Source organism: Paracraurococcus ruber, from assembly GCF_004353985.1.
Taxonomy (GTDB): Bacteria; Pseudomonadota; Alphaproteobacteria; order Acetobacterales; family Acetobacteraceae; genus Paracraurococcus; species Paracraurococcus ruber.
Window position 1 is genome coordinate 1 of the sequence record NZ_SMOA01000719.1, and the last position, 393, is coordinate 393.

Below are 393 nucleotides of genomic sequence, written 5' to 3' on the forward strand. Positions count from 1 at the left end.
GGCAGCGCCCCAGCCGGTGCCCGCCCTGCCCGCCGCGCCCCCGCCCGCCGCCGAGGGCCGCGTGCTGCTGCGCGCCAGGGCCGAAGTCTGGATCCAGGTGCGGGAGCCGCGCGGCGCGGTGCTGGTCAACCGCGTGCTGCGCCCGGGCGAGACCTGGCAGGTGCCGCCGCGGGATGGGCTGCTGCTCTCCACCGGCAATGCGCCGGGGCTCGAGGTGCTGGTGGACGGCCAGGTGACGCCCGGCCTCGGCCCCGGGCAGTCGGTGCGGCGCGACCTGGTGATGGAGGCCGAGAAGCTGAAATCCGGCCAGCCGATCCTGCCGGCGGCGGCGCCGGCCCCGCCGCGGCCCGCCGCGCCGGCGGCCCCGCCGCAATAGGGCGGCCCCGCCGGCGC

General features: G+C 80.9%; 1 protein-coding gene. It reads left to right on the forward strand.

Going from position 1 to position 393, the window contains the following annotated elements; all coding sequences use genetic code 11:
* Positions 1 to 376: DUF4115 domain-containing protein (locus E2C05_RS32550; RefSeq protein ID WP_205083328.1), on the forward strand; the 376-nt coding region annotated here is incomplete at its 5' end.
* Positions 377 to 393 lie beyond the last annotated feature (17 nt).